At 59.8% G+C, this 26359-nt stretch carries 22 protein-coding genes; 10 read left to right on the top strand and 12 right to left on the bottom strand.

Features of this window, described 5'->3' with window-relative positions; translation table 11 throughout:
• Positions 1–47: 47 nt before the first annotated feature.
• Positions 48–617 (top strand): methylated-DNA--[protein]-cysteine S-methyltransferase, encoded by a 570-nt coding sequence (locus CU103_RS32450; RefSeq protein ID WP_280954571.1) that lies wholly within the window; start codon positions 48–50, stop codon positions 615–617.
• Here CU103_RS32450 and CU103_RS01065 read toward each other — a convergent pair.
• Positions 614–1993: an aminotransferase-like domain-containing protein gene (locus tag CU103_RS01065; RefSeq protein WP_106662068.1), complete on the bottom strand. Its 1380-nt coding sequence runs from the start codon at positions 1991–1993 to the stop codon at positions 614–616. The two genes, CU103_RS32450 and CU103_RS01065, sit on opposite strands and share 4 nt — an antisense overlap.
• Positions 1994–2183: 190 nt before the next feature.
• Here CU103_RS01065 and CU103_RS01060 point away from each other — a divergent pair, with 190 nt between their 5' ends.
• Positions 2184–2573 (top strand): DUF983 domain-containing protein, encoded by a 390-nt coding sequence (locus CU103_RS01060; protein WP_106662067.1) that lies wholly within the window; start codon positions 2184–2186, stop codon positions 2571–2573.
• 32 nt (positions 2574–2605) lie between these two features.
• Here the strand turns inward: CU103_RS01060 and CU103_RS01055 are convergent, their stop codons facing one another.
• Positions 2606–3346 carry an SDR family oxidoreductase gene (locus CU103_RS01055; protein ID WP_106662066.1) on the bottom strand — a complete coding sequence of 247 codons (741 nt, stop codon included), beginning with the start codon at positions 3344–3346 and terminating at the stop codon, positions 2606–2608.
• Between the two features lie 100 nt (positions 3347–3446).
• On the opposite strand from CU103_RS01055, the gene CU103_RS01050 reads away from it, so the two are divergent.
• On the top strand, positions 3447–4058 hold the full coding sequence (locus tag CU103_RS01050) for a TetR/AcrR family transcriptional regulator (RefSeq protein ID WP_106662065.1): 612 nt from the start codon (positions 3447–3449) through the stop codon (positions 4056–4058).
• Positions 4059–4087: 29 nt separating this feature from the next.
• Here CU103_RS01050 and CU103_RS01045 read toward each other — a convergent pair whose 3' ends face one another.
• The 4 genes from CU103_RS01045 to ffh all read right to left on the bottom strand — a co-directional run bounded on the left by CU103_RS01045 (position 4088) and on the right by ffh (position 8190).
• Entirely contained in the window at positions 4088–5665 is a 1578-nt protein-coding gene (locus CU103_RS01045) for an alkaline phosphatase D family protein (protein WP_106662064.1), read from the bottom strand.
• 183 nt (positions 5666–5848) lie between these two features.
• The gene (gene rpsP, locus CU103_RS01040) at positions 5849–6289 is read right to left on the bottom strand and encodes a 30S ribosomal protein S16 (RefSeq protein WP_106662063.1); all 441 of its coding nucleotides are present in this window, start codon (positions 6287–6289) and stop codon (positions 5849–5851) included.
• Positions 6290–6307: 18 nt separating this feature from the next.
• Complete coding sequence (locus CU103_RS01035; RefSeq protein ID WP_106662062.1) at positions 6308–6613, bottom strand: chorismate mutase; 306 nt, start codon at positions 6611–6613, stop codon at positions 6308–6310.
• Positions 6614–6615: 2 nt separating this feature from the next.
• A complete protein-coding gene (ffh, locus tag CU103_RS01030) occupies positions 6616–8190 on the bottom strand; it encodes a signal recognition particle protein (RefSeq protein ID WP_106662061.1) in 1575 nt (524 codons plus the stop codon).
• Positions 8191–8736: 546 nt separating this feature from the next.
• On the opposite strand from ffh, the gene CU103_RS01025 reads away from it, so the two are divergent.
• Complete coding sequence (locus CU103_RS01025) at positions 8737–9558, top strand: lytic murein transglycosylase (protein WP_106662060.1); 822 nt, start codon at positions 8737–8739, stop codon at positions 9556–9558.
• A gap of 54 nt (positions 9559–9612) precedes the next feature.
• On the opposite strand, the gene CU103_RS01020 is transcribed toward CU103_RS01025, so the two are convergent.
• Genes CU103_RS01020 through CU103_RS01005 form a run of 4 tightly spaced genes read right to left on the bottom strand, consistent with a single transcriptional unit; the run spans position 9613 to position 11926 of the window.
• Positions 9613–10023 (bottom strand): hypothetical protein, encoded by a 411-nt coding sequence (locus CU103_RS01020; protein ID WP_106662059.1) that lies wholly within the window; start codon positions 10021–10023, stop codon positions 9613–9615.
• Between the two features lie 11 nt (positions 10024–10034).
• Positions 10035–10703 (bottom strand): carbonic anhydrase, encoded by a 669-nt coding sequence (locus CU103_RS01015; RefSeq protein WP_106662058.1) that lies wholly within the window; start codon positions 10701–10703, stop codon positions 10035–10037.
• Between the two features lie 57 nt (positions 10704–10760).
• Positions 10761–11645, bottom strand: coding sequence for a pyridoxal kinase PdxY (gene pdxY / locus CU103_RS01010; RefSeq protein WP_106662057.1), 885 nt, complete (start codon positions 11643–11645; stop codon positions 10761–10763).
• A gap of 32 nt (positions 11646–11677) precedes the next feature.
• On the bottom strand, positions 11678–11926 hold the full coding sequence (locus CU103_RS01005) for a hypothetical protein (RefSeq protein WP_106662056.1): 249 nt from the start codon (positions 11924–11926) through the stop codon (positions 11678–11680).
• Between the two features lie 138 nt (positions 11927–12064).
• On the opposite strand from CU103_RS01005, the gene CU103_RS01000 reads away from it, so the two are divergent.
• The 5 genes from CU103_RS01000 to CU103_RS00980 all read left to right on the top strand — a co-directional run bounded on the left by CU103_RS01000 (position 12065) and on the right by CU103_RS00980 (position 20475).
• Positions 12065–12679, top strand: coding sequence for a LemA family protein (locus tag CU103_RS01000; protein ID WP_106662055.1), 615 nt, complete (start codon positions 12065–12067; stop codon positions 12677–12679).
• Positions 12680–12790: 111 nt separating this feature from the next.
• Positions 12791–13543 (top strand): TPM domain-containing protein, encoded by a 753-nt coding sequence (locus CU103_RS00995; RefSeq protein WP_245448568.1) that lies wholly within the window; start codon positions 12791–12793, stop codon positions 13541–13543.
• A 3-nt stretch (positions 13544–13546) separates the two neighbouring features.
• Positions 13547–14179 (top strand): TPM domain-containing protein, encoded by a 633-nt coding sequence (locus CU103_RS00990; protein WP_106662054.1) that lies wholly within the window; start codon positions 13547–13549, stop codon positions 14177–14179.
• 108 nt (positions 14180–14287) lie between these two features.
• Complete coding sequence (locus CU103_RS00985; RefSeq protein ID WP_106662053.1) at positions 14288–19081, top strand: NAD-glutamate dehydrogenase; 4794 nt, start codon at positions 14288–14290, stop codon at positions 19079–19081.
• Between the two features lie 32 nt (positions 19082–19113).
• Complete coding sequence (locus tag CU103_RS00980; protein ID WP_106662052.1) at positions 19114–20475, top strand: MFS transporter; 1362 nt, start codon at positions 19114–19116, stop codon at positions 20473–20475.
• Here the strand turns inward: CU103_RS00980 and purH are convergent.
• Positions 20465–22081 carry a bifunctional phosphoribosylaminoimidazolecarboxamide formyltransferase/IMP cyclohydrolase gene (purH, locus tag CU103_RS00975; protein ID WP_106662051.1) on the bottom strand — a complete coding sequence of 539 codons (1617 nt, stop codon included), beginning with the start codon at positions 22079–22081 and terminating at the stop codon, positions 20465–20467. The genes CU103_RS00980 and purH overlap by 11 nt on opposite strands.
• A gap of 145 nt (positions 22082–22226) precedes the next feature.
• Entirely contained in the window at positions 22227–23504 is a 1278-nt protein-coding gene (locus CU103_RS00970; RefSeq protein ID WP_106662050.1) for an ROK family transcriptional regulator, read from the bottom strand.
• Between the two features lie 311 nt (positions 23505–23815).
• Between CU103_RS00970 and CU103_RS00965 the strand changes: the two genes are divergently transcribed.
• A complete protein-coding gene (locus tag CU103_RS00965; protein ID WP_245448528.1) occupies positions 23816–26353 on the top strand; it encodes an ATP-binding cassette domain-containing protein in 2538 nt (845 codons plus the stop codon).
• Positions 26354–26359: the final 6 nt, after the last annotated feature.

The following is a 26359-nucleotide window of genomic DNA, read 5'->3' as shown; positions in this document are numbered from 1 at the left end:
TCCGTTTTCCAAAAGAGTAGAATCGAGCGCGAATCGGGAGATCTGTCGTGACCAGACTTTTGCTGCAGAGGAAAATTCAAACGCCCATCGGCCCGATGGTTGCGATGGCGAGCGACGAAGCGCTGTCACTGCTCGAATTCGACGACCGGCCGGCTTTGCCGCGGGAGATCGAGGAGTTGGAGCGGCGCTACGGTTATACGATCGAGGCTGGCCGCAACGCGGTTCTCGATCAGATTGGGACCGAGCTGACGGCATATTTCGCCGGCAGGCTTACGCAGTTCGAAACGCCGCTGATCCTGCCGGGAATGCCATTTCAGCTGGAAATCTGGTCGAAACTGCAGGAAATATCCTATGGACAGACCTGCACCTATGGCGAGATGGCGCGCGCTATCGGCAAGCCGGGTTCCAGTCGCGCTGCCGGTGCTGCGAATGGACAAAATCGCGTCGCCATCGTCGTCCCCTGCCATCGGGTCATCGGCGCGGACGGCTCGCTCACCGGTTATGGCGGCGGCCAGCGGCGCAAGCGCTATCTGCTCGATCTCGAACACCGGGTGTTTGCCGCTATGGCAAACCGGCCGGTTTTTCACCCTATCACCACGCAGGGGAGATTTTTCTAGACAATCAGTCCCGTCGTGAACTGCGGTTCATGCAGCAGCCGGTCCAGCAGGACAAGCCCCTGTTCGAGGCGAGCCCTATCCGGCGCGGCGCCAAGCGACACGCGGACGGCTTCGCCCGGCGACGGTCCGATGCTGAACGCCAATGCGGGGACGATGCCGAGACCGGAGCGGCGGGCAATGGCGGCGAATTCACTGGCGTTCCACTGTACGGGGAGCGTGAGCCAGAGATGGTGTCCGGATGGATCCGCCGCATAGGTCCAGTTTTTGAGAACGGCGGAGGCGAGGAACTGGCGCGCGCGGCTCTCCGCCCTGATCGCCAGCGTGATTTGCCGCAATGTGCCGGTTTCGATCCAGTCGGTCGCCAGCGCAGCCAAGAGCGGCGAGGCGCCCGGATTGCTGGCGCGCAGGCTTGACGCCAGTCTCAATACATCCAGCGCCGACGGGCAGAGCACATAGGCGACCCGAAGAGCCGGAGCCGCACATTTGGACAGGGTGGAGACATGCCAGGTGAGGCCGGGAGCCAGCGCCGCAATGGCTGGCAGCGGCTGGTCCAGCAGTTCCGCATAGGGATCATCCTCGATGATTGTTACCTTATGCCGGAGGGCGATATCGGCGATAGCCTGCCGCCGCTCCAGCGGCATGGTCGCAGTCGTCGGATTGTCTATGGACGGAATGACGTAAAGCGCTTTTGGCAAATGACACCGGCAGCATTCCTCAAACGAATCCGGGATGATGCCGTGCTCGTCCATGTCCAGCGGGTGAATGGCGAGGTCGAGGGCAGCCGCCACGGACTTCAAGCCGGGATAACTCATCGAGCCCGCGCAGATGCTGCTCCTGGCGGCAACAAGGCTGCAGATGGCAAAGAGCGCGCTTTGTGCCCCTCCGGCAACGACAAGCCGGTCCACGGCCGGCGCGGCGCTGAAGCGCGGAGCAAGCCACTGTGCCGCGGCCTGGCGGGACGCTTCGGTCCCGGTGCTTTCCTGGTAGGACAGAAAATGGTTTGGCGCACCGGCAAGAAGAACGCCGACGCCGTGGGCGATGCGACCTGGCAAACCGGCTTCGTGTGGCTGCGGCGGTATGTTCATGCTAAGATCGAGTTCAGCGGCCGGTGTTGCCGTTGCCGGTTGATCGGGCGGAATCTTTACGAAGGTGCCAGCCCCGGTTCGCGCCTCGATCAGGTCCAGATGGCGGATCTCGTTCAAGGCGCGCGTTACAGTTGTAAGGTCAACGCCGAGTTCACGTGCAATCTCGCGTTGCGGCGGTAACGCGTCGCCGGCTTTGATGAGGCCCGCTGCGATATCGGCTTTCAGCGCATCGGCGATACCCTGATGCTTGTATCTGGCATTTGCGGCGATGCGGGGCTTCCAAAGTGTCATGTGACATCCATTGTATGGAGTTTCGCCATACAATTATTAGGTTTGTCGACTGTCCGCAAGGCAAATTGTCGCTGATTGCCGCGAATTACTTTATTTTCTTCCATACAAGGTGTAAATATCGACGCAAGATTATCCAGATTGTATGTTCACAAAGTCCATACAATAGGGTGGGCATTGAAAGGCGATTGCCATGTCAGAAATTCAGTACCATGCGACAGACAACCCGATGAAGACCGGTATTCTCGGGCGCTGTCCGCAATGCCAGCAGGGTCACCTGTTCAACGGATACCTCAAGCTGGCTCCGTCATGCGAGGTTTGCGGGCTTGATTATTCTTTTGCCGATCCCGCCGACGGCCCGGCTTTCTTTGCCATGACCATCGTCGCCGTGCCGGCCATGATCTTCGCTCTATGGTTGCAGACGACCTACGAAGTTTCGATCTGGGTGCATCTGTTCACCACGCTGCCATTGACGCTTCTTGGCAGTCTTGCACTGTTGCGGCCACTGAAGGGGTGGCTGGTCTGCTCGCAATATTTCCACAAGGCCGAAGAAGGCAGGCTGGTGCGCAAGGGCGACGTCTGAGGCGCCGTCCTCGCGCGAAGTCAGGAATGGCGTCAGATATTGGTGCCGCCATCGATTGTGAATGCCGAGCCGGTGATGAACCGGCCTTCGTCGCCTGCCAGATATGCGACAATTCCGGCAATATCCCTGGCTTGACCAAAGCGGGGGATCGCCATCAGTGCACGCTGTGCGTCCGCATGGTCACCATTGGCGGGGTTCATGTCCGTATCGGTCGAGCCTGGCTGGACGATATTGACGGTGATTTCCTTCGGGCCAAGGTCGCGTGCCAGCGCCTTGGTCAAGCCGACGAGGGCTGCCTTGCTGGTGGCGTAGATGCTGAGGCCGGGAAATGGCACGCGCTCGCCAAGATTGCTGCCGATCGAAACAATGCGCCCGCCTGCGCCCATGAGCGCGGCCGCTGCCTTCGATGCAACGAAACTCGCCCGGACATGAATGGACATGACGCGGTCGAACTCATCAAGCGTGGCGGTTTCAATCTGGTCGACCGAAAAGACACCGGCACTGTTGACCAGAATATCCAGTCTCCCGAGCTTGGCATGGGCCTCGCTGACGGCGGCCTCTACGGCTGCTGCATCGAGATTGTCCGCCCTGATGGCGATGGCGCGCCGCCCGAACTTTTCAATGGCTTTTACGGTTTCGCCGGCCTTCGCGGCGGCGCTGGTATAGGTTATGGCGATATCGGCACCGTCTTCCGCCAGTTTGCGCGCTATCGCGGCGCCAATGCCGCGGCTTCCACCGGTGACGAGGGCTACTTTGCCATTAAGACGAGTCATGTGATTTCCTATTATGTAATGATCGATACAAAAAGACATAGGATGCTTGCACGGCAGCGTCAAGTGTTTTATGTATTGACCATTACATAAAGGAAAAACCATGACGCAAAGAGGCCGTCCACGTGCATTCGATCGTGATGCCGCGCTTGCGCGGGCGATGGAGGTGTTCTGGGCAAAGGGCTATGAAGTGGCCTCCATGGCCGACCTCACGGCAGCGATGGAGATCAATGCGCCCAGCCTTTACGCGGCTTTCGGCAGCAAGGCGGAACTGTTCAAGGACGCTGTCGAAGTCTATCGGACCAGGGTGGGCGTGCAGATCTGGGAAGCGCTGCCCGAAGCCGCAACGGCGCGCGAAGGCTTTGCCAATTTCCTGAAGGAGACGGCCCTCGCCTATACCCATGCCGACGAGCCGCATGGCTGCCTGATCGTGCTTGGAGCCCTGCATGGCGAGCAGGGTTCGGAATCGGTCTGCGCGCTGCTGCGTGACCGGCGTCTGGAGAATGTGACCCACCTCAGAAACCGGCTGGAGCGGGGGATAGGTGAGGGAGAACTGCCCGCGACCATCGATTGCCAGCAGGTCGCGGAATTCTACGCCACGGTCCAGCATGGCATGTCGATCACCGCGCGTGACGGGGCATCGCTTGAACAGTTGATGAAGACCGCCGATGCGGCCATGGCCGCTTGGGATACGCTGACCTCACAGGCGGCCTGAGAAACCACGGCCGCCCGTGCATTGCCGCATCAGATCGAGCGGACGGGATCCAGCGTGACCTTGTAAAGTTCGATATTTTCACGATCCATCAGCCGGACGGTCATCTGTCCGCTCACCCCGTCGATATCGACAAGCCCGAAGAATTGCAGCCCCGCCGACGGCGGCAGGTTCTGTCCCTGCTCGGCTTTGGGTGCCTTGATGAACCTGAGCTCCGGACCGAAGGTCTGGTCGAGATCGTTGGGGCCGAAGGTTCCGGCATGGATCGGGCCGGAGACGAATTCCCAGAATGGCTCGAAGTCCTGGAACTGCGCCTTTTCCGGATTGTAGTAATGCGCGGCCGTATAGTGCACATCGGCGGTGAACCAGGCGGTGTTCCTGATGCCCGCAGACTTGATGAAGCGCAGCAGATCGGCAATTTCGAGCTCGCGGCCCTTTGCCGGGCCATTGTCGCCATTGGCGATGGCTTCCGCGCCCTTCTTTTCCTTGGCGTTGTCCCAGACAATAACGCCGAGCGGCATGTCCGATGCGATCACTTTCCATGTGGCTTTGGAGTTCAGGAGTTCCTGTTTCAGCCAGCGCACCTGGCGCTCACCAAGAATGGAGGCGTCCGGTGTGATCGTCTCTTCCATCCCTGGACCATTCGGGCCGCGATAGGAACGCAGATCGAGGAAGAAAACATCAAGCAGCGGACCATAGGCGATCTTGCGGTAGACCCGGCCCGGTTCCGCCGGAGTATAGCGGATCGGCGTCATTTCGTGGAAGGCACGGCCGGCCCGGGCGGACAAAAGTGCGATGGACTTTTCCTCGTAGCGATCGTCGGCGGCGAGGTTCCTGGAGGATGACCAATTGTTGGTCACCTCATGGTCATCCCACTGGAAAAATGTCGGGCAGATGGCGTTCAATGCCCGGACATGATCGTCGAGAAGGTTGTATTTCCACTGACCGCGATACTCGTCCAGAGTCTCCGCAACCTTGCGCTTTTCATCGGTGACGATGCGGTTCTTCCACTTGGTACCGTCTTTCAGGTCGACTTCATCGACGAGAGGTCCATCGGCATAGATCGTATCGCCCGAATGCAGAAAGAAATCCGGCTCGTGGCGGGCAATGGTCGCATAGGTCTTCATGCCAGTCTCGTCGATACCCCACCCCTGGCCAACCGTATCGCCTGACCAGGCAAAGCGGATATTGCGCTTCGTCATCGGCGCGGTCTTGAAACGTCCGACAACGGGTTCCGAAACCGCATTGAGGTCGCTGAGATCAACCGCGATCAGGCGGTAGAAGATATCCTGGTCCGAGGCGAGATCCGTCAGCAGCTGCTTTACGGCCAGATCGCTATCGGGAAAGGCATTGAGCGGGGGGAGCTTGATCGCATCGGTAAAGCTTTCCGTCGTGGAAACTTCGATGCTTACGCGAGCGGGCCGATCGGTTCTCGTCCAGATCATGCCGGTTGTCGCATCAACATCGCCCGACTGGACGCCATGGGTAAAGACCGGACGTGCGTTTGCGCGTGAGTAGGACGGGAGCGCGAAACCGGATGCGGCAGTCAACGCAACGGCTCCGGTTGAAACGAGGAAGCTGCGGCGAGTGAAGGGTGCCGATCGGGTCATGAATATTCTCTCCGGGCTGGCTGACACATAATCCAAAGGATCATGCGCCGATCAAGAGTGGCTGGCTGCCTCTTTCTTGCGCGGGGAACGTTTCAGTTTTTTTGCAGTTCTGTGAAGTTTACACAAACGAAAACGGGCGGCAGAGCCACCCGTTTCGCATTCACGTGCATAATGAAGTTCAGCTTATTCGCTGGCAGCTGGTTCCTCAGCAGGCGCTTCCGCAGCGGCCTTGGCAGCTTCAGCGGCGGCTTTGGCGGCTTCGGCTTCAGCAATGACCTTTGCCTTTGCATCTTCTTCAGCCTGCTTGGCCAGAGCAACGCGCTCCTGTGCCTTCTTGCCCGGAACAGCCTTTTCAGGATTGCTGCGGGTGTCGCGCTTGGCGATTCCGGCCTGATCGAGGAAACGCAGGACGCGATCCGTCGGCTGCGCGCCGTGACCAATCCAGTAGTTGATGCGCTCTGCATCGAGCTTGACGCGGTCGCCATCCTTGGGAAGCATGGGGTTCCAAGAACCGACGTTCTCGATGAAACGGCCATCGCGCGGTGCGCGGACGTCAGCAATCACAACGTGGTAGTAAGGGCGCTTCTTCGACCCTGCGCGGGCCAGACGGATTTTCAGTGACATTGTATTCTCCTGGTTGAGTTACGCGCCGTTTTCTTTGGCGGCTGTTGTTTCGTGATGCCTGATCACTTCCTTGACGATGAAGTTCAGGAACTTCTCGGCAAAATCGGGGTCGAGGCCGGACGACTGGGCAAGGGAGCGCAGACGTTCGACCTGAAGTTTTTCTCGCGCTGGATCGGCGGGCGCGAGGCCGTTCTGCGCTTTCAGCAGACCCACTTCCTTGGTGCAGCGGAAACGCTCCGCGAGCATATGGATCAGCGCCGCATCGATATTGTCGATCGAGGCACGCAGTTCGATGAGTTCCTTCGGGAGGGACGATGAGGACATGATTATCCTTTCTTCTTAGGAAGGCCGGGAAGGCCGCCGCCCAGGCCGGGCAACCGGGGCATGCCACCGCCGCCCAGACCACCGAGACCGCCGGGCAGGCCGCCGCCCTTGCCAAAGCCCGCGGCTTCCGCCTGTTTCTGCAGGGCTTCGAGCTGCTTCGGGTCCATCCTGGACAGGTCCGGCATGCCGCCGCCAAAACCGCCCGGACCACCCATGCCGCCAAGACCCATCTTGGCGCCGAGGCCGCCCATCATCTGTTTCATCATGCCGCCTTTGCCCTTGCCGCCCATCGCTTTCATCATGTCCGCCATCTGGCGGTGCATTTTCAGAAGCTTGTTGATGTCGGCGGCATTGGTGCCGGAACCCTTGGCGATGCGCTGCTTGCGCGAATGCTTGAGAATGTCGGGATTGCCGCGCTCGGCCGCAGTCATCGACGAGATAATCGCGAGCTGGCGCTTGAAGATGGAATCGTCGAGGCCGGCAGCGGCCATCTGATCCTTCATCTTGCCCATGCCGGGCATCATGCCCATGATGCCGCCCATGCCGCCAAGCTTCTGCATCTGGCCGATCTGATCGGCCAGATCGTTGAGATCAAACTTGCCGGACTGCATCTTTTTGGCCATCGCGGCGGCTTTTTCCGCGTCGATGTTCTCGGCAGCCTTCTCAACCAGCGAAACGATGTCGCCCATGCCCAGAATACGATCGGCGATACGGCGAGGATAGAACTCCTCCAACGCATCCATCTTTTCGCCGGTGGCGATCAGCTTGATCGGCTTGCCGGTGACGGCGCGCATCGAAAGAGCAGCACCGCCGCGGCCATCGCCGTCCATGCGGGTCAGCACCAGACCGGTGATGCCGACGCGATCATCGAACGAACGTGCAAGATTGACAGCGTCCTGGCCGGTCAGGGCGTCGGCGACGAGCAGGATTTCATGCGGGTTTGCCTTTTTCCTGATGTCGGCCATTTCGACCATCAGCGGCTCGTCGATATGCGTGCGGCCGGCGGTGTCGAGAATAACAACATCATGGCCGCCAAGCTTGGCGGCCTGTACGGCGCGGGCGGCGATCTCGACCGGTGTCTGGCCGGCAATGATCGGCAGCGTGTCGACGCCGGTCTGTACGCCGAGCTGGCGCAACTGCTCCTGGGCGGCGGGGCGGCGCGTATCGAGCGACGCAAGCAGCACCTTCTTCTTCGACCGCTCGGTCAGGCGCTTGCCGATCTTGCCGGTCGTGGTGGTCTTGCCCGAGCCCTGCAGGCCGACCATCATGATGACGACGGGGGCAGGCGCATTGAGGTCAATGGAAACACCTTCTTCGCCGAGCATGCTGACAAGTTCGTCGTGGACGATCTTGACGACCATCTGGCCGGGCTTGATGCTCTTGAGGACCTCGGCGCCGACCGCCTTGGCGCGAACCTTGTCGGTGAAGGAGCGGACGACATCAAGCGCAACGTCGGCTTCGAGGAGGGCGCGGCGAACCTCGCGCAGCGCGGCTGCGACGTCGGCATCCGACAGCGCGCCGCGACCGGTCAGGCCGTTCAAAATCGAACCTAGTCGTTCCTGTAAGCTCTCAAACATCCAGTTTTCCTTGATATCTTCGGGGACATTCCCCGAAAGATAAGTTTCCAATCGCGCCAAAGCCAGAAGCTCAAAGCAAAATGACACCCGAGGGCGCATCGCGCTGTCGGGTGTTGACCTCCGGGATCGTTCGAACCCTTTCGGGGTCCCGGTCGGCTGCTCGGAGTTCAGAACTCGTCGCGGATTGATGCGCGGCTTAAACAGCAAGTGGCGCGTAGAGTCAAGGTGCGGCAGGTTCAGGCGCGCCTTTTCCGGCTCGTCAGCTTGCGCAACGCGTCATGGATATGGTCCTGACCCTAATCATCAAGCCAAAGCCTAGAGGTCAATACCAACCCAAAGAACGTCGTTTCAACCACAGATTGTATTTCTTTCAATACGTTAGCCAGCGGTATAGGCTGGTACTCATTCCATAATTCATGAAATGGCCGTAAACTTACGCGAGGGGAGGCGACTTTTGTCCAATAGATGGGCAATTCTGCCAGATGACAGGGTTGTAGAAAAATGGCAGATAGGACCACGAGCGATTCAACTTTCAAGGAGATTTCCATGGCATTTGTTGCCAAAGGCAGATTTTTTGCGGCCACAGTGTCCGCGCTTCTCGTAACGGCTGGCGCGGCGCAAGCCGCCGCCGGATGTGGCAAAAGTTCCGCAGGATTTTCGGAATGGATCCAGCAATACGAGCAGCAGGCACAGGCGCAAGGTATTGGCAACAGAGCTATCGGGGCGTTGAGCAACGTCAACTATGCGACGAAAACCATCAACGCCGATCGCAACCAGAAGAGCTTCAAATACTCACTCGACAAGTTCATGCAGGTGCGCGGCGGTCAGACGATCATTTCGCGGGGCAAATCACAGAAGGCCAAGAATGCGGCGCTTTTTGCCAGCATTGAAAGACGCTACGGCGTTCCGGCGGGCCCGCTGATTGCAATCTGGGGCATGGAAACCGGCTTCGGCAGCTTTATGGGCAATCAGCACACGCTCTCGGCAGTAGCGACACTTGCCTATGATTGCCGCCGCCCAGAATATTTCCGCGATCAGCTCAATGCTGCCCTGCAGTTGATCGACAATGGGACGCTTGCGCCTGACGCCAAGGGTGCGATGCATGGCGAGATCGGCCAGACGCAATTCCTCCCGGTGAATGTCCTGAAATATGGTGCAGATGGCGACGGCAATGGCCGCATCGACATGGTTCGCTCCAAGGCAGACGCATTGGCATCGACGGCGAACTTCCTGCGCGGCCATGGCTGGCAGGCTGGCGCAGGCTACCAGCCCGGACAACCCAATTTCGGTGCGATCCAGGGCTGGAATGCTGCCAGTGTCTATCAGCAGGCCATCGCCATCATCGGCGCGCAAATCGACGGCGAATAATCAAGCTGCGCCTGAATGCCAAAGAGCCGGTGCGTCGCGCCGGCTTTTTGCTTGTCAAAAGCCCTCGCACGCCACTCCGACGGAGCTCTGCGCGCTCTCTATGATCTTCGCGCCGCGGAAATTGAAAATCTCACGCATATAGGTGGTGTTGCCGGGGAATTGGTAGCAAACGAAAACGGTGATCGTACCGTTTTCCGTGCTGGCGATTCGGTGCCGGACCGTAGCGCCACGCACCGCATTCTTCCATTCATCGAGACTCCCGAGGAATTCATCCTTGGTCTGGATCGCATCGATGTCTTCAAGGATGACTTTCGCGTCATCGGCCAGAATGTCGTTGAACGTCGTGCGGTCAGCGGTCGCGAGGCCGGAATACCAGCGCGCCACGAGCGCCTGATGGGCCTCGTCCGCCACTGCAGGAAGCATCAATGAAAGAATGACGGCGATCGTGAGTGTCAACCGCGTCATTCTGATCTCTCCTATTCCAGGGCGGCGGCGCCGGCCGCTTCAGGGTCAGGACGCAGGAAATCACCGGTTTCGGGATTCATGATCCAGAGTTCGCCCGTCGAAATGTCGAACCAGGCGCCATGCAGGCTGAGGCGGCCCTTCTTTTCAAGGACATCGATGCAAGGAAAACTGCGCAGGTTCTTCAAAGAATAGCGGATGGAAATCCGCTCGAGTGCCGTCTGCCGCTCGAACGGTGTCATGAGCTCATTGGCGGAAACCGCCTCCGCGGCAGGTGCGACAAGGCTCATCCACTTGCCGATGAAATCACCTGGGGAGAGCGGCTGGCTCTCGGGGGCGAGTGCTGCCTTGATACCGCCGCAGCGGCCATGCCCGAGGACGACGATATTCTTGACCTTGAGGCTCTGCACGGCGAATTCGAGCGCGGCGGACGTCGCATGATACTCGCCATCGGGTGCATAGGGCGGCACGAGATTGGCGACGTTGCGGACGACGAAGATCTCACCGGGCGCGGTATCGAAGATGATCTCGGGCGCCGAGCGGGAGTCGCAGCAGGCGACGACCAATGTTTCGGGCGTCTGGCCCTGATCGGCGAGCTGCTTGTAGCGCATCGTCTCGTTGGCATAGCGATGCGCCATGAAGTTGCGATAGCCGGTGAGGAGTTTCTCAGGGAGCAAGGTCATGGCTTTTGCTTAATCCTGATTTTCATGAATTTCAATTGATCCTTTGTCTCAGGGTATTCATGCCCGCACGCCCTTGCTTGGATGAACGAGACGGCGCATCTGCGTCATCGCCATGGGTGTCGACAGGCTGGATGCGTCTGCCTCCAGCATCAGTTCGTCGGCGCCGCGCTTGGCGGAACGCGCCATGATCTCAAAGACTGATGCGGTGGTTCGCTGCAGCACCTGTTCAAGATCGAGGCCGGCAAGCATGCGGGCCAGGAAAAGAGCAGAGGTCAAATCGCCAAGGCCATTGGTCGGGCCCGTAACGAGGCGGTGTTCGGCGAGAAGAGCCAGCGAGTGGGTGACGAGCAGATTGCCTGTACCGCCGGCAAGCATTGGATGCGCAGAGGTGACAAGCATGGTGCCCGGGCCCGCATGCAGGGCCGCCTGCATGATCGCCTTGTTATCGGGAAGCTCGGCGCCGGCCAGCCAGGCGAGCTCGAAGCGATTGGGTGTCGCAATATCGGCAAGCGGCATGAGCTGATCGCGAATGCCGATGGCTGTAGCTTCGGGAACATAGAGTCCCTTCTCATCGCCGATCACCGGATCGCAGAGGTAGAGGACATCCTTATTCCGGGCCTTTACCGTCTTGACCAGACGAGCGACCGCAGCGGCCTGCGCCGCATTGCCGAGATAGCCGGTGATGACGCCGCTGACCTCGCCAAGCCACGGCGCGCGCTCCAGATCAGCAATGAGATCGTCGAACTGCTGCACCTCCGGCACGATGCGCTTCGCGGGCCCGTGACCAGGGTGCCAGGGAAGAATGACAGTCGGCACCGCCCAAACCGGATGGCCAAGGGTTTCAAGCGCGAAAACGGCGGCGCGATTGCCGACCGAGCCACGGACGACGTGGCTGGAAATGACGATAACGGCATTGGCGGAGACAGCAGCGGGACTGGGCATTGAAAATACTCATGCAGGAGGGGGAGAGGAGCTTAAGCCATGCCGAAAAAGGAACTCAGGAACCAGATAAACATGGCGATCAGCACAAGCAATCCCAGGAACCGGCCGATGCGCGTGCCCCAAATCTCGATGGGATCGGCAGCATCGGCATCCTCGGCGGAAAAATGGCCCTTGGTACGCTCGATAACGGACAGGCCCCCGGACGCGGTTTCGTGGTTCACGCGGTCCAGAATGCGCCTGGATTCGGTGCCGGACTCGCGCTTGTTGTCCTGTTCAGGCATGACAATTCCATGGGGTTGCAGAGCAAATCACCATAGCGCTTTGCCAGTTCCTTTTGCAGAAAAAAATCGCTAGGTTCGTACTGCTTCGTTTCGAAGGCCGTCCGGCCGCTTGAATCTGAACTTGGGGAGAGGATTCCGATGCACCATGTGACTCGTTTGACGGCGCCGCGCCGCGCGCTTTCCGTTCTTGCTCTCGCACTCCTTGTGCCCCTGCTTTCCGCCTGCGGGTTCAATACTATTCCGACCAATGAAGAGCGGGCAAAGGCTGCCTGGAGCGAAGTGCTGAACCAATATCAGCGCCGTGCCGACCTCATTCCCAATCTCGTTGAAACTGTCAAAGGTTATGCTGCGCAGGAAAAAGATGTCCTGACCTCGGTCGTCGAGGCGCGCGCCAAGGCAACCTCGGTGCAGGTGACTCCGGAGACGCTGACAGACCCCAATGCGATGAAGGTTTTTCAGGAGAACCAGGCACAGTTGACGGGTGCTCTCTCGCGGCTGATGGCGATCGTTGAAAACTACCCGGATCTGAAATCCAACCAGAACTTCCTGGCCCTGCAGTCGCAGCTGGAGGGGACGGAAAACCGCATCGCCGTGTCCCGCCGCGACTATATCGAAGCCGTGCGTGTGTATAATACCTCGCTCAGGACCATGCCGACCATGATCTGGAAGTGGATCTGGTTTACCGGGAATGAACCATACCAGACCTTCAACATCGAGGATTCGGCCAAGCAGACGCCTCAGGTGAAATTCTAGGCTTTCCAGATGCCCATACCGGGTCAAATCGCGGTCATGACCGTTTGCGAGCGATCGTCCAAATGGCTTGCCGGGCGCCTGCTGCTTGTTTCCGTGCTGCTCATCCTGTTGATGGCCAGCGCCTTCACCGCCGAACTGCCCGCGCTGACCGGGCGGGTCGTCGATGGTGCGAACGTCATCGATGCGGCGACCAGGGAGCAAATTACCCGGAAACTGGCGGCTTTCGAGGCGAAAGCCTCCGACCAGGTGGTGGTGGTAACGGTGCCGAGCCTCGAAGGAGAGGAAATCGAGCCCTATTCCAACAGGCTCTACCGCGCTTGGGCGCTTGGGCAGAAACAGGAGAACAATGGTGTTCTGCTGGTCGTGGCGCCGAATGACCGCAAGGTCCGCATCGAGGTGGGCTACGGTCTCGAAGGTACGCTGACGGATCTTCTGTCAAAGCTCATCATCGAAAACGCCATCATTCCGGGTTTCCGTTCCGGTGACTATTCCGGCGGCATTTCGAAAGGTGTTGATGGCATCCTGACCGTGCTTTCGGGTGACGCGGCCGAACTTGAAGCCCGCGCGAAACGCAATGTTCAGGAGCAATCCTCCGACATTGATTGGTTCATGGTCATTTTCATCGCAATATGGGTAACGATCTTTTTTGGCGGCTTCGCGATGGCTGTTCTGGCGCCTGTCTTCGGACGCAAGATTGGGCCCGGGCAGTATGAATGGCTCGGGATGCATGTCGACAATCGTCCGCGCCGCCGGAACGGTGGCGGATGGTCCGGAGGTGGCGGCTGGTCTTCGGGCGGTGGTGGCGGCGGTTTTTCGGGTGGCGGCGGGTCGTCTGGCGGCGGCGGTGCATCGGGGAGCTGGTAGATCATGCGACTGATGAATGAAGCGGATCACAAGAGCATCGCCGAGGCCATCCGTCGGGCGGAAAGCCGTACCAGCGGCGAGATCTATGCAGTTCTGGCGCGGCGCAGCGACAGCTATTTCTACGTGGCCGGTTTCACTGTCGCCTGTGGCATCCTGCTTGCCGCCGTATTCGTCGCGGTGGCGGCGCACTGGTATTGGTATACGGTGCCGCTGCCTGTCTTCGGTCTGGCGATCCTTGCGGCGTTCCTGACGGCGGTGCTGTTGCTGTGGCTGGTTCCGAGCGTCACATTATGGCTCGTTCCCAAGCGCATCCTATACCGGCGCGCGCATCTGAATGCGATCCAGCAGTTTCTGGCGCGCAATGTGCACCTGACAAGCGAGCGCACCGGTATCCTGCTCTTCGTGTCGTTGGCGGAACGTTATGCCGAGGTGGTAGCGGATGCCGGCATCAACGCGAAAGTCCATCAGGATGAATGGAACAACATTGTTGCGATTCTGACGGAACATGCGGGCCGGGATGATTTGACGGCGGGGTTTCTCATGGCGATCGAAAAAGCGGCTTTGCTGCTGGAAGAACATTTCCCGGCCGGGCCCGACGACATCAATGAACTGGATGATCATCTGGTCGAATTGTAAGTTTATTGCGTGTCACATCATTTTCACCCTGAACATGCAGTTTGTAGTCGAAAATGCCTTCCGAATAGCTATGATCGGTCCAATTAGGGAACCGAGGGGGAATATTTAATGGCTTCCAAGACAAAATCGGACGTAAAAGCCGCCACGAAGTCAAAACCGCCGAAAGCTGCAAAAGAGAAAAAGGCCGGAACAGGCCTCTTCCAGGAACTGCTGTTTGCCCGTGCGCCCGAAGAAGACCTGGCCGTTTATGATGCCGGCGCGCTTGGCACTTCGGCCAAGCTTGCGCAGGATGCCTTGGCCCGTTTCAAATCCGGCAAGCCGTTGATCGATCTCTCCGAGAGCAATCTTGTCTATCGTGACGGCAGGCCGATCACGGTCATTACGCTGATCAACGACAACATGCCATTTTTGCTGGATTCCGTTCTCGGCGAAATTAGCGAGCGGGTGAGTTCGGTTTACCTGGTGCTGCATCCGGTCATGGACGTGGATAAAAAGAGCGGAAGCGTTATCGGCGGCGCCGGTCCCGAGAAACCCGGCGAGGGCGTGGCCCGTGTCTCGGTGATGCAGATCCATGTTCCGGCACTCGATGCGCCTTCACGCGAGATCATGCTTGCCGCGCTAACCACCGTGCTCAAGCAGGTGCGCGAAGCCGTCAATGATCGCGCGGCCATGGTGGCGCGCCTGACTGACGCCATAGAGGCTTACAGGGCCGGCAAAACGCCGATGAAGAAAGCTGCAGCTGAGGAAGCTGTGGAATTTCTCGAATGGCTGCGCGACAACAACTTCACCTTCCTCGGGGTTCGAGAATACGACTATCAGGGTGACGCCAGTCAGGGCGAGTTGGAGCGTTCCGGCAAGCGGGGGCTCGGCATCCTGAGCGATCCCGATGTGCGGGTTCTCAAGCGCGGTAACCAGGGCGTAACGACAACACCGCAGATCATCGCATTTCTGACCGGCCCGGAACCGCTTATCGTCACCAAGGCCAATACGAAATCGCTGGTGCACCGCCGTGGTTATATGGATTACATCGGCGTGAAGACGTTCGATCAAGAGGGCAAGGTTACAGGCGAATTGCGGTTCGTCGGCCTGTTCACCTCCGGCGCCTATACACGCTCGGTGCTCAAGATCCCGTATCTGCGATCGAAGACCGAGGCGGTGATCAGCCGGCTTGGCTTCAACCGCGAAGATCATTCGGGCAAGCAGCTGATCAAGGTACTCGAGAGCTATCCGCGCGACGATCTGTTCCAGATCGACGTCAAGGCGCTGACTCGCAACGCCGAGATCATTTTGGCGCTGGGCGAGCGCCCGCGTGTGCGCGTTCTGCCGCGCATCGATCCGTTCGGCCGCTTCGCTTCGATCATCGTCTTTGTCCCGCGCGAACGTTACGATTCCGTCGTGCGCGAAAAGGTCGGCTCGTATCTCGCCGGCGTCTATGAGGGGCATGTTTCGGCTTACTATCCGGCATTTCCAGAAGGCAATCTTGCCCGCGTCCATTTCATCATCGGTCATGCCGAGGACGAATTCCCCAAGGTCAAGCGGGAGACGCTGGAAGAAGCTGTTCGCTCGATCGTCCGGACTTGGGAAGACGCTGTGGCTGAAGTCGGCGACCGCACCGGAACCTCGGAGTTCACGCCGCTGGCCGCGGCCTTCCCCGACTCCTACCGTGAGAATTTTTCGCCGGATGAAGCGCTGGTCGATGCGAGCCGCATTGCCGGCCTGTCCCGCAACAATCCGCTGTTCGTCGATTTCTACCGGCACCGCACCGACGGGCCGAACGCAGCTTCCCTCAAGATCTATCACTACGGCTCGGCTGTTGCGCTGTCGCAGCGCGTACCGCTCCTGGAGAATATGGGTTTTCGTGTCATCAGCGAGCAGACGTTCGCACTGCCCGCTGCCGATGGCAGCCCGCTTTATGTGCATGACATGGAGCTGGTCAGCGCCTCCGGCGGATCGATCGACCTCGCCGACAACGGCGATCTGTTCGAGGATGTATTCCGCAACATCTGGAGCGGTGCATCGGACAATGACGGATACAACGCGCTCGCGCTTACCGGGCAATTGACGGCGCGGCAAATCATCATCCTGCGTGCCTATGGCCGCTACCTGCAGCAAGCGGGTATTCCCTATTCGCAGGACTTCATTGCAGCAACGCTCAACCGCTATCCGGCAATTGCCAAACAGATATTCGATCTGTTCGAACAGGGGCTCAACCCGGCCAAGGCCAATTCTGCCCAATCACAGCGCAAGCAGACCACGATCAGGGCGGCAATCGAGACAGCGCTTCAGGGTGTCCCCAGTCTCGATGACGACCGCATCCTGCGGCGCTTCCTCAATCTCATAGAGTCGACGCTGCGCACCAACGCCTTCTCGCCTGAAGAAGATGGTGCTGAGCGCGTGACACTGGCGTTCAAGCTCGACCCGCGATTGCTGGACGCCTTGCCGGAGCCGCGGCCCTACCGCGAAATCTTTGTCTATGGGCCAGAGGTCGAGGGCGTCCATTTGCGCTTCGGACCTGTTGCCCGTGGCGGCCTGCGCTGGTCCGACCGAGCTCAGGATTACCGCACCGAAGTTCTGGGCCTCGTCAAGGCGCAGCAGGTGAAGAATGCCGTCATCGTTCCTGTCGGCGCGAAAGGCGGGTTTTATCCGAAGCGCCTGCCCAGTGGCGGCGACCGCAATGCGATTTTCGAAGCCGGCCGCGCCGCCTATATCACCTTCATTTCGACTTTGCTGTCGGTAACCGACAATCTGCAGGGTGAGAAGGTAGTACCGCCGGCCGATCTCGTCCGGCTCGATGGCGACGACCCCTATTTTGTTGTCGCAGCCGACAAGGGAACGGCAACATTCTCCGATACGGCCAATGCCATCAGCCAGGCGCATGATTTCTGGCTCGACGATGCTTTTGCTTCCGGTGGTTCGGCGGGTTATGACCACAAGAAGATGGGCATCACCGCACGTGGCGCCTGGGAAGCGGTCAAGCGCCATTTCCGCGAAATCGGCACGGACATCCAGAAGACGCCATTCACTGTCGCCGGTGTCGGCGACATGTCGGGCGACGTGTTCGGTAATGGCATGCTGTTGTCGCCACAGACAAAGCTGGTCGCTGCATTCGACCACCGCGATATATTCATCGACCCGGAACCGGACGTGAAGGCGAGCCTGAAAGAACGCCAGCGGCTGTTCGACTTGCCGCGATCCAGCTGGCAGGACTATGACAAATCGAAGATTTCAGCGGGCGGCGGCGTGTTCTCGCGGTCGCAGAAGTCGATCACCTTGTCCAAGGAAGCAGCGAAGGTCATCGGCCTTGCCAAGACCACGGCAACCCCGTTCGAGATCATGACGGCGATCCTGAAAGCGCCCGTGGATCTGCTGTGGTTCGGCGGCATCGGCACCTATGTCCGCTCGACTTTGGAAAGCGACGCGGACGTTGGTGACCGCGCCAATGATTCCATCCGCATCACCGGCAGCGATGTGCGGGCAAAGGTCATCGGCGAAGGCGCCAATCTCGGTGTGACGCAAAAGGCCCGTATCGAGTTCGGTCTGCTCGGTGGACGTTGCAATTCCGACGCGATCGACAATTCGGCCGGCGTCAACACGTCCGACGTTGAAGTCAATATCAAGATCGCGCTGGCGCAAGCCATGCGGGCCGGAAAGCTGCAGCGCGCCAAGCGCGACAAGGTGCTGGAATCGATGACCGGCGAGGTCAGCGATCTTGTGCTGCGCAACAATTATCTGCAGACGCTTGCCCTGTCTCTGGCGCAGCGGCGCGGCATTGCCGATCTCGCGTATCAGGCGCGCTTCATCAGCGACCTGGAAACAAAGAAGCTTCTCAACCGCAAGGTGGAAACCTTGCCCGACGACAAGGTGCTGGCGGAGCGGCAGGTTGACGGCATTCCGTTAACCCGTGCCGAGCTCGGCGTGCTTCTCGCCTATGCCAAAATCGTGCTTTCCGACCAGTTGTTGGCGAGCGATCTGCCGGATGATCCCTATCTCGAACAGGAACTCATCGACTATTTCCCCAGCCAGATGAAGGCGGGCTTCAGCGAGGAAATCCGCACGCACCGCCTGCGCCGGGAAATCATCGCGACGCAACTGGCCAATGACGTGATCAACCGTGGCGGCCCGACATTCGTCAGCCGTCTTGCGGACCTGACCGGTCAGCCCGGTCCGGAAATCGTCCGCGCCTATCTGATCGTGCGGGATGGCTTCGAACTGGACAAGGTGTTCGCCGGGATCGACGCGCTGGACAATGCGATACCGGGGGAAACCCAGAACGGCTTCTACGCCAAGGTGGCACGGATGCTGAACTGGACAACCGCCTGGGTGCTGCGCAACGGGACAAAAGCTGCCGGGCTGCAGGCGGCAATCCAGGAGATCAGGCAAGCGCGCAGTGCGCTGCAGCCGCGTCTCGACAAGCTGTTGCCGCTATCGATGACCGCGCTGATCCGTGAGGATACGGCCAGCAACGCCGCTCTTGGCGCGCCTGCGGCGCTTGCCGCGCAGCTGGCCCGTCTCGAAATCGCGCCGATCATCCCCGACATCGCCGCGGTGGCGCAGCAGGCCAATATCGACATTGCCAGCGCCGGCAAGGCCTATTTCGATATTTCCGAAGCCTTCCGTATCGGGCGTATCGAGGACGCGGCGCGGGGCGTCTCCGTTGCCGACTACTATGATGGGCTGGCGCTGGCGCGGGCCACCGATCTGATCTCGCAGGCACGGCGCGGTATTGCCGTGGCAGCGCTCAACAAGTATGGCAAGCAGACCGATCCGGCAAAAGACTGGCTCTCAGGTCAGGGTGCACGCGTCGACGAAGTTAGGCAGCGCATGGCGAATATTGTGGAAACGGGCGATCTGACAGTCTCCCGGCTTGCAGTCGCCGCAGGATTGCTTTCCGATCTGTCGTAGGCGGGTTGGGCACGATTGGTAAGGGATAGGGAATGGCTGTAGCGTCGAGACGGGGCATCTGGGGTTGGATGCTCTTCGACTGGGCGGCGCAGCCATTTTTCACCGTTGTCACGACGTTCATCTTCGGGCCATATTTCGTCTCGCGCGTGGCGAGCGATCCGGCCATGGGGCAGGCGGCCTGGGGCTATGGCATTGCCATCTCCGGCTTGTTCATCGCTGTCCTTTCGCCGGTGCTCGGATCGATTGCCGACCAGACAGGACGGCGAAAACCGTGGATCGGCTTCTTCGCTGTCATCAAGATCCTTTCGCTGCTCATGCTGTGGTTTGCGGCCCCTGGTTCCGGCCTGATCATGCCGCTGGTTTTCTTTTCGCTGGCGTCGATCGCGGCTGAGTTCTCCATCGTTTTCAACGATTCGATGATGCCGCGGCTGGTCGCGCCGAAGGATATCGGCCGCATCTCGAACATGGCCTGGGGCCTTGGCTATCTCGGCGGCATGATCGTGCTGATCTTTGTCGTGGCGTTCATGGCGGCTTCGCCGGTGACCGGCAAGACCATGCTTGGACTGAGCCCGATCTTCGGGCTCGATCCAGCTTCCGGCGAAGGCGATCGCGCCACAGCGCCCCTGGCGGCGCTTTGGTATTTCGTCTTCATCCTGCCGATGTTCTTCTTTACTGCGGATGGTTCGAGCAGTCTGCGGGTGGGCAAAGCCGTGGGTGTGGGGTTGGCGCAACTTCGATCCACCCTTGGCGAAGTGCGGCAGCGGCCGGGCATTTTCCGGTTTCTGTTCGGGCGCATGATCTATCAGGACGGGGTGAATGCGCTGATTGCGCTGGGCGGCGCCTTTGCCGCGACGATGTTCGGCTGGGCGACGGCGGAGATCGGCATTTTCGGCATCATCCTCAACGTGGTTGCCATCGCCGGCTGCATCGCTGCCAGCAAGCTGGACACCATGCTCGGATCCAAGATCGTGGTGGCGGTTTCGCTGGTGCTCTTGACTATCGCGACAATCGGCATCGTCTCGACAGGTCCTGGCTACACGCTATTCGGCCTGTTGCAACTGCCGGGGGCAGACAGCGGCGGCCTGTTCGGGACTCCGGCGGAAAAAGCCTATATCGGTTTCGGCCTCCTGATCGGCATGGCTTTTGGCCCGGTGCAGGCTTCGTCGCGGTCCTACATGGCACGCAGTGTTACTGCTGACGAGGCAGGCCGCTATTTCGGCATCTACGCGCTGTCGGGCAGGGCAACGAGCTTCCTCGCGCCGTTTCTGGTGGCGACGGTGACAGCACTGAGCGGCTCACCGCGCCTTGGCATGGCGGTGATCATCCTGTTCCTGCTGGCCGGGCTGGCGATCCTCGTGAGGACACCCTATCCGGCCGCCAGGATCAATGCCTGAAGTGGCGCATGCCGGTGAAGACCATGGCAATTCCATGTTCGTCGGCGGCCGCGACCACTTCATCATCGCGCATCGAACCGCCCGGCTGAATGACTGCCGTTGCGCCGGCTGCTACGGCTGACAGCAAGCCATCGGCAAACGGGAAGAATGCGTCCGAGGCGACAACGGAGCCCGTGGTCAACGGTGCCGAATTGCCAGCAGCTTCAGCAGCGTCCTCCGCCTTGCGCGCGGCGATGCGGGCGCTGTCGACCCGGCTCATCTGGCCGGCGCCGATACCGACGGCGGCGCCGTCCTTGACGTAGACGATCGCATTGGATTTGACGTGCTTGGCGATGCGAAAAGCGAGCTTGAGATCGGACATCTCCGCCGCTGTCGGCGCGCGTTTTGTGACGACCTTGAGGTCCAGATCGTCAACCACGCCGCTGTCGCGCGACTGCACGAGAATGCCGCCAGCAACGGTCTTGGCGCTGATGCCACCGGCGCGCGGATCGGGCAGCCCCCCGGTTACGAGCAGGCGCAGGTTCTTCTTCGCCGCGACGATGGCCTGGGCTTCCGGTGTGGCGTCGGGCGCGATGATGACTTCGGTGAAGGTCTTGACGATCTCTTCGGCCGCATCTGCATCGACCGTCTTGTTCAGCGCTACAATGCCGCCAAAGGCCGAAACCGGATCGCAGGCGAGCGCCTTGAGATACGCGTCCTTCAGGCTCGCGCCTTCGGCAACGCCGCAGGGATTGGCATGCTTGATGATGGCGACAGCCGACGTGCGCGCCGGATCGAATTCGGCAACGAGTTCGAAGGCGGCATCCGTATCGTTGATGTTGTTGTAGGACAGCTGCTTGCCCTGCAGCTGGGTGGCGGTGGCGACGCCCGGACGCTTTTCGCCGGTCAGATAGAAGCCCGCCGACTGATGCGGGTTTTCGCCATAGCGCATGACCGAATGCAGGTGACCGCCAATGGCACGGCGCGACGGAGTCTCGGTCATCAGGGCTTCAGCGAACCAGCCCGAAATCGCTGCATCATAGGTGGCGGTGCGGGCATAGGCTTTCGCAGCGAGGCTCTGGCGGAAGGAATAGGGCAGCGCGCCCTCGTGCTTGTCGAGCATGGCGATGACCATGTCATAATCGCCGGTATCGGTGAGGACGCCGACATAGGCATGGTTCTTGGCCGCAGCGCGGATCATGGCCGGGCCGCCAATGTCGATATTCTCAACGATATTGGCGTAGTCAGCGCCGGAATGGCGAACCTCTTCGAAGGGATAGAGATTGATGACGACGAGATCGATGGCGCCGATATCGTGCGCCTTCATGGCTTCGACATGTTCAGGGTCGTCGCGAACGGCAAGCAAACCGCCATGCACCTTGGGATGCAGGGTCTTGACGCGGCCATCCATGATCTCCGGAAATCCCGTGATGTCGGAGACGTCGCGCACTGGAATGCCTTCGGCAGCGATCGCCTTGGAAGTGCCACCGGTGGAGAGTATTTCAATACCGTGGCGGTGGAGAGCGTGGGCGAGTGCCGTCAGGCCGGTCTTGTCTGAAACGGAAAGAAGTGCCCGCCGGACTGGATGAAGGTTCGGAGCGGGAAATGATTTTGCGGCGACGGCCATGGGAGTTCGTCCTCAGCAGTATGGAAGGTTGAGCGGATTTGCCAGCCGGTTAGCACAGGCGGCCAAGGAATCCTACTTCCGATCGCAGATTCTGTCAGATCGCGACGTTTTTCCCTGGAGACGACACTCGCAAGATGCGTCTGGATCACTTGCTTGCCGCGATACGGCCAATTTCAGCAGCGTTCATTGTTCTCGATCCAACCAACAGCGGTTTGCGCAGCTGGCTTTTCTTGACCAGCACGCTGCTGTCGGGCGCGAACCGCGCATAGATAGGCAGCATCGCTCCGCCTATGGCCGATCCCAGCCGGCCGACAGATCCGACAATGATTTCCGGAACCAGCAAACCGACCGGAACGACCTCGCACAATCGCGACTGAATGCCAGCGACCAGATCCTGGAGAATGATTCTTGGCAGGATGCTGTCAATGATCACTGCCTCGATATCGACAATCGAAATTATCCCGACGATGGCTTGTGCAATCGCGTCCGCGCAATCTGCCTGCCATTGGGCAATGGGCTCCCTCGACCCCGGGGATGGCGGGTCGAGTTCCCGGACACGAAACACCTCCACGCCACTGGCGCGAAGATGATCGACCAGCACATAGACGGAGGCCCTGTGCAGAAGAATATCGAATGGTCCGGGCGGCGCTTTCACAGAAGCCAGGTTCGACCGCGAAACCGGAAATGGCCCCAGCGCTGCCGTATTGCCGTTGGGGCCCGTCTGAAGCTGCCCGTTCTGGACGAGACCTCCGCCAATCAATGTATCGATCGAAATATGCATGAAATCATCGAAGCGGGCGCCGTTGCCGCCGACGAGTTCGGCGAGTGCCGCGGCCGAGCCGTCGTTCTCGATGTAGACCGGAATGTCGTCGTCATTGGCAAAGAGCGCCGGCAGGTCCACTTCTTCCCACTTGCTGCTGAGCTCAGGAGGAAAGCCGAGCTCCTCGCCCCATCCTCCGAGAAAATACGGCGCAGCAATTCCGATTCCGACGAGACGAGACTGTAGATCCTTCCCGAGCCAATCCTTGAAAGCCTTGATGGCGTTGTTGCCGGAGCGCCTTACATGATCCGGCTCGGGAAATGCATATTCATGCGACTCCTGCGCTTGAATTGCCCCGGCAAAATCGACCAGTACCGCATCGAGAGCGCGGCGGCCAATCCTTATGCCGATCGAATAGGCTCTTTCCGGGACCAGCCGGTACATGATGGAAGGCTGGCCCCGCTGGCCAAATCTTTTACCAATCTGCTTTATGAATCCGGAGGATTCCAAGGCATCGATTATCATTGCGATTGCGGCGGGCGTCAGGTTTGCATAACGCGCGACGTCGGCTTTCGACGCTTCGGTCAACTTCCGGATCGATTCAAGTACGACGCGCTCATTATAGTGGCGTACCTGAACCGAATTGCTTCCCTTGCCGGCCATTCCATCCCCGATGCCCCGATCAGGAGCAAATTTGCTTATGCGTCCAGCATTCTTGCCTCTGAGGGTTGAACCTATCAAGAAGCCTATCAGTCTGGTTGAAACGTCAAGACCCTATCCGCGTCCGATCAAGGCGGCAAGGCTCTTTGCTCGCCCAAATTTGCAGTCCGATTGGCAAATGTCAATTTACACCCTTGACCAATTCAGGTATTTAATTTAGCAAATTGCTTTAATAAGGCCGAATAATGCGACGTTCCGGAAAAGTCGAACGCGCCCGATTATTTGACCGCCGCAATTCGATTGGGAGGTCGATATTGTTTCAGCCATCACATGGTCCGGTCGAGCATCTGCAGGAAATCGCGCCCATTGGCTTGCGCAATGCGGTCAAGAGCTTTGGCCGGACGGTCGTTCTCAAAGAGGTTTCGTTCGAGCTGCGCCAAGGCGAAGTGCTTGCGTTGCTAGGGGAAAACGGTGCGGGGAAAAGCACCTGCGTGAAGCTTCTGGCCGGTGTTCATACACCCACGCTGGGCAGTGTGGTCGTCGATGGAATGCCAGCGGATTTTCAATCGCCTGCCGATGCCAGCAAGGCGGGGGTCGCGGTTATGCATCAGCATCCGGGACTGTTCCCGGACCTGTCGATCGCCGAAAACATTTTCATCGGGCACATGCCGACGACCGGGCCGGGATTCATCGACGCTGGCCGCATGCGGGAAGAGGCGCGCCGGGTGCTGGATACGGTCGGACTGAATGTTCCGCCTGAAACGAGACTCGGTGAACTGCGCACATCCGAACAGCAGCTTGTCGAAATAGCGCGGGCGCTTTCCCTCAAGGCCCGTGTTCTCATCATGGATGAACCGACGGCGGCATTGTCCCAGAGAGAGGTAGAGCGGCTTTTCCACGTTGTCGGCGAACTTCGCAAGCAGGGTGTTGCGATGATGTTCGTCGGCCATCGAATGGACGAGATATTCCGCATTGCAGATCGTATTGCCGTTCTGCGCGATGGCTCGCTCGTTGGCGTGGAACCCGCGGCGGCCCTGAGCCGCCCGGCAGCTATCAAGATGATGGTCGGTCGTGAACTGTCGAGCCTCTATCCCGAAAGAACAGCATCCCGGGGACCGGTCGGCCTCGCAGTGCGCGGCCTTGTGCTGCAGGCAGGCGGCCCCAGCATCGACTTGATCGTTCGCAAAGGCGAGATTGTCGGTCTTGGCGGACTGGTCGGCAGCGGGCGTACGGAGATTGCCCGTGTCCTGTTTGGCGTCGATCGCCCGGTCAGTGGAGAAATCCTTATCGATGGCATTCCAAGAAAAATTCACTCGCCGCGCGAAGCGATGGACGCCGGCATTGCCTACGTGTCGGAAGATCGTATGGGGCAAAGCCTCGTCATGGATTTTTCGATCCTCGACAATGCCGCACTGACGGTCCTCGCCAAAGCTGCGCCCAGGGGCTTCTACCGCCCTCAAAGCGCGATCGAACTGGTGGGCGGCGAACTGCAGCGCATGAAATTGCGGTTCAGCGGCTATGAGCAGCCGGTGAAACAATTGTCGGGCGGCAACCAGCAGAAGGTCGTGATCGCGAAATGGCTGGCAACCAAGCCACGCATATTCATCCTCGATGAGCCGACCCAGGGCATCGACGTCAATACCAAGGCCGAAATCCATGCGATGATTGCCGATCTGGCGGCTCAGGGCATGGCCATCATTCTCATTTCTTCGGAACTCCCCGAATTGCTTGGGATGTGCGACCGCATCATCGTGTTGCGTGAAGGAGAAAAGACTGCGGAGTTCACCAGAGAGGAAGCCACGCAGGAGCTGATCCTGGAGGCGGCGACGAGCGAACGCGACTCGAGCGGCCATGCCGAACACGATCGCATCGATGCGGCGCCGGCTTTCACCCTCGCCAACATCCTGAAGCGCCGGGAGTTCGGATTGTTTGCGGCAATGGCTGCCGTGATCCTTCCTGTCGCGTTGATCAATCCCCGCATCTTCAGCGCGGCCAACCTGACCGCTGTCTCCATGGATGTGGCACTCTTGATGGTGGCGGCGCTTGGCCAGATGCTGGTGCTCATCACCCGCAATATCGACCTGTCGGTCGCGTCGATCATCGGACTTGCCGCCTATCTGTCGGCGAGTGCACTGTCTGCGCATCCGGCGATCGGGCCGATTGGCGGCCTCTTCATTGCCTGTTCGGTCGGTATTGCCGCGGGGCTGATCAATGGTGCTCTGGTGACGTTCGGGCGCATTCCGGCAATCGTCGTAACGCTCGGCACGCTGTCCATCTATCGCGGGCTCAACAGTCTCTGGGCTGCGGGTGACCAGGTCAGTGCGGACGAAGTGCCAATCTCCTGGCTCAACATGACTGGTACGAAGCTGGCGGGGGTACCGCTCATTGTCGTGGTCACGCTGCTGATCCTGCTGACCGCTTCTTACCTGCTCAACAATACCGGCATCGGGCGCGAACTCTTCGCGACCGGGTCCAATCCCGACGGTGCGGAACTTGTCGGCATTCCACAGCGGCGGCGAATCCTCCTGGCATTCGCGCTCGCCGGTCTGCTGGCCGGGATCTGCGGGGCTCTGTGGGCGTCTCGCTACGCGACAGTGGATGCCCGGGTCGCCACCGGATTTGAACTGACCATCATCGCCGCATCGGTGGTAGGGGGCGTTGCCATTCGCGGCGGCGCCGGGACACTGTTCGGCGTTGCACTCGGTGCCCTGACCTTGCTGGTCATCAAGAATGGCCTGACGCTGGTGCGCGTCGATCCGCTCTGGCTGCAGGGCGTCTACGGCCTGGTCATTCTGGCGGCCATCGGCATCGATGCCCTCGTTACGCGCCGAGCCCGCGCCGGCAACAATTGAGGTGAT

Origin of the sequence: Phyllobacterium sophorae, from assembly GCF_003010965.1 — a bacterium.
GTDB classification, from domain to species: Bacteria; Pseudomonadota; Alphaproteobacteria; order Rhizobiales; family Rhizobiaceae; genus Phyllobacterium; species Phyllobacterium sophorae.
Note: the sequence above shows the minus strand (reverse complement) of the source record. Positions and strands in the feature narration are given on the sequence as shown.